The 2,886-nt window shown below is 75.0% G+C and carries 2 protein-coding genes; one reads left to right on the plus strand and one right to left on the minus strand.

The features are described from left to right. Positions 1–434 precede the first annotated feature (434 nt). A complete protein-coding gene (locus AB0G02_RS20050) occupies positions 435–1,388 on the minus strand; it encodes an alpha/beta fold hydrolase (protein WP_360796448.1) in 954 nt (317 codons plus the stop codon). Between the two features lie 104 nt (positions 1,389–1,492). Here AB0G02_RS20050 and AB0G02_RS20055 point away from each other — a divergent pair. Further along, positions 1,493–2,886: hypothetical protein (locus tag AB0G02_RS20055; protein ID WP_360796451.1), on the plus strand; the 1,394-nt coding region annotated here is incomplete at its 3' end.

Genomic DNA, 2,886 nt, shown 5'->3' on the forward strand with positions numbered 1-2,886 from the left:
GGAGCCGAGGGCGTGGAGCGTCTGCCCTGCGCCGGCGGCGGCGAAGGCGCCGACGGCGACCGCGGCGACCACGATCCGGCCGCGCAGCGCCGAGGGCGGAGGCGGAAGCCGGTGCGTGCTCACCGTGCGGGTCGACGCGCGGTCGACCGCTTCGTCGAGCACAGCAGAACTCGTATGGCCGCCGGGGGAGCGGTGTTGAGACAAAACCTGGCCTTCCGTCTTCGGGGAGTCCGGTCGGACTACCGGGCGGGGGATCCCGGTGAGCCGGTCGGGGTAACCGGCTCGTCGTCCTGCTTGTGACCAGACCGTGACAACGGACCGGGGGAAGATAACGGCGCGGAGCCCTTAAGGGCAATCCCCGATGGCGAAGACTCCCGTTTAGCGGTCAGTGGGACATCCACGGGTATGACTCGTCACCGTGGGTCATGAACGCGCTACCGAAACCCCGTGCGTACAGGCACGATGGGGTGACACTCGTCATCACTCGGACGTGTGACGGCACTCACAATGAGGTGAAGGGTGCGGGGGTCAACCGGTAGCGAAAGGTGACCTGAATCACGTATCCGGTGCTCCTCCACGACCAACGCCGGGTGCTCCAACCGGGCGTTCCCCTGGGGCACGACGACCTGGTCCATCTCGCTCCACACCACGACGAACCGGGTGCGGCAGGGCGGCGACGGTTCGTCCAGCTCGGCCAGCAGGTCGGAACCGGGCCTCAACTGCCTGGTCAACGAGGTCGGCAGGAGGTAGGCCGTCAGCGTGCCCCGGTGCGGGGTGCCGAGCGTGACCAGCGTGCGCACCCGCTCGTCCCCGTTCAGGCGCTGCACGTAGTAACGGGCGATCAGGCCGCCGAGCGAGTGGCCGACGACGTGCACCCGGTCGGACCCGGTCTCCTCGCAGATCCGCTCGACGTGCTCCCCGAGCAGCGCCGCCGAGCGCCGGACGTCACCGGTCAACGCGGTCAGCACGCTGTAGTTCACCGCGTGGACCACCCCGAAGCCGCGCCTCCGCAGTGCCCCCGACAGCACTGCGAAGGCGGACCTGTTGTCCCCGAAGCCGTGCACCAGCACGATCGGGGTGCCCGCCGCCTCCATGGCCGAAACCACGCGAGCGCGCCGCCGGGGTGACAGGCGGTCGGTGCGGTAGGCGCCCAGGTGCCCTTCGGGCTTGAACCGCTCCTCCGCCACGCCCCACGGGTAGAGGACGGTGCGCGCGGCCAACCAGGCCGCCTCGACGGCGACGCCGCGCACGCCACCGGGGGAAGCCGCCACGTCGAGCAGGCCGCCGGCGATCCCGAGGGCCTGGCCCGCGACGCCCAGCCCGGCGCCCACGCCGGTGCCGGCCCGGTCGACCCAGGCCTGCACGAGACGCCGCGCCGCGTCACCCATAAGGCTGAACGTAAGTGATCCCCCCACGAACCGGGAGTACCCGACGTCCGAAGTCCACAACCGCCGCCCGTCGGCGCCTGCCCGGTTTTGCTAGCGTCCGAGCGGTGATCCGAACGGCTGAACCGGTCTCACCGACCCCCACGAGGCTCCGCGCGGCGGTCGGCGTGGCCGTGGCCGGGGCGGTGCTCACCGCGGTGGCCCCGGCCGTCGGGGTCGTCGACGCCTCCGCGCCGCCCGCGTTCACGGCGTGGCCGCTGCTGACGCTCCTCGCCCTGCTGCCCGCGGCCCTCGCCGCCCTCTTCCTGGCCCGCGGCCAGGAGCTCACCGCGGCGGCGGCCCTCGTCGCACCGGCCGTGTTCACGGTAGGCCGCCTGCTCAACGACCTGCAGCTCGTCGTCGACCCCCTCGACGCGGCGCGGCCCGAGCTGTTCCGGCCGGCGAGCCTCGACCCGCCCACGCCCACCGCGGGCGTGTGGCTGCTCCTGGTCGGGCACGTCCTGCTCATCGCCGCGGGCGCGTTGGCGACGCTCGGCGCGGAACCGGACGTCCGCAGCGAACGGGCGGGCTTCGTGCTGCCCGCCACGGCCGGCACCGTCGCGGGCCTCGGTCTGTTCACCGCGCCGTTCACCTCGACCGACGCGCTGGTGCCCGCCCGCGGCCCGTTCGACTCCCCGGCGCTGCCGATGCTGGGCGGCCTGGTCGTCGCGGTGGCCGCGCCCGCGTTGGCCGTCCTCGCGGCCAGCGCCACCACGCACGAGGCCCGCAAGGGCGGTCTGCTCGGCCTGGCCGCCGTCCTCCTCGGCTTCGCGCTGCCGCCGATCGCGACGGCCCTGGCCGCGGACGGCGTCGGCCTGGCCGCCGGTCCCTTCCTCGTCCTGGCCGGCGCCGTCGCGCTGGCCTGGCCGCAGCGGACCAGGAAGGCCACCGACGACGTCCGGGACCGGGACGTCGAGCTGCCCGGCCGTCGCCGCCTGCACGTCATCGCCGCCGTGTCGGGGCTCGTCGCCGCGGCGGCCGCCGCCGTCGGCGCGTCGACCGACCACCTGGTCCTGCCCGGCGGCTTCCCGCCGCCCACCGACTACGCCGCGCGCCTGCTGTGGCCGGCCGCGATCGCGACCGCGGTCCTCGCCGCGGTGCTGCCGGCCAAGGCGGCCGTGCGCCCCGCGTTCGCGGTCGTGACCGCGACCATCCCGCTGGCCGCCGCCGGTGCGCTCGACGCCGTGTTCGCCGCGACGCGGGTCGCCGCCGTCCAGCCGGGTCCGGGCGTCTGGTTCACCGCCGGAGCCGTCGTCGCCGCGGCGGTCGCCGCCGTCGCCGCCGCCCTGGCCGGCGCGGTCGAGCGGGACGAGGTGGGCACGGCCGCGACCGAACCCCCGCTGCCGCTCGTCGCCGCCGTGCTGATCGCGGCGCTGCTCGCGCTGGGCGCGTTCGGCCTGCCCGTGCTGCGGGCGCCGGACTTCGTGCCGATCGGCGCGTTCGGCCTGCGCGTCGGCTCGTG

It is taken from the genome of Actinosynnema sp. NPDC023658, assembly GCF_040639995.1.
GTDB lineage: Bacteria > Actinomycetota > Actinomycetes > Mycobacteriales > Pseudonocardiaceae > Actinosynnema.

Excerpts from the sequence above, each read along its gene's own strand:
- AB0G02_RS20050 (WP_360796448.1), bottom strand. The coding sequence starts at position 1,388 with ATGGGTGACGCGGCGCGGCGTCTCGTGCAGGCCTGGGTCGACCGGGCC.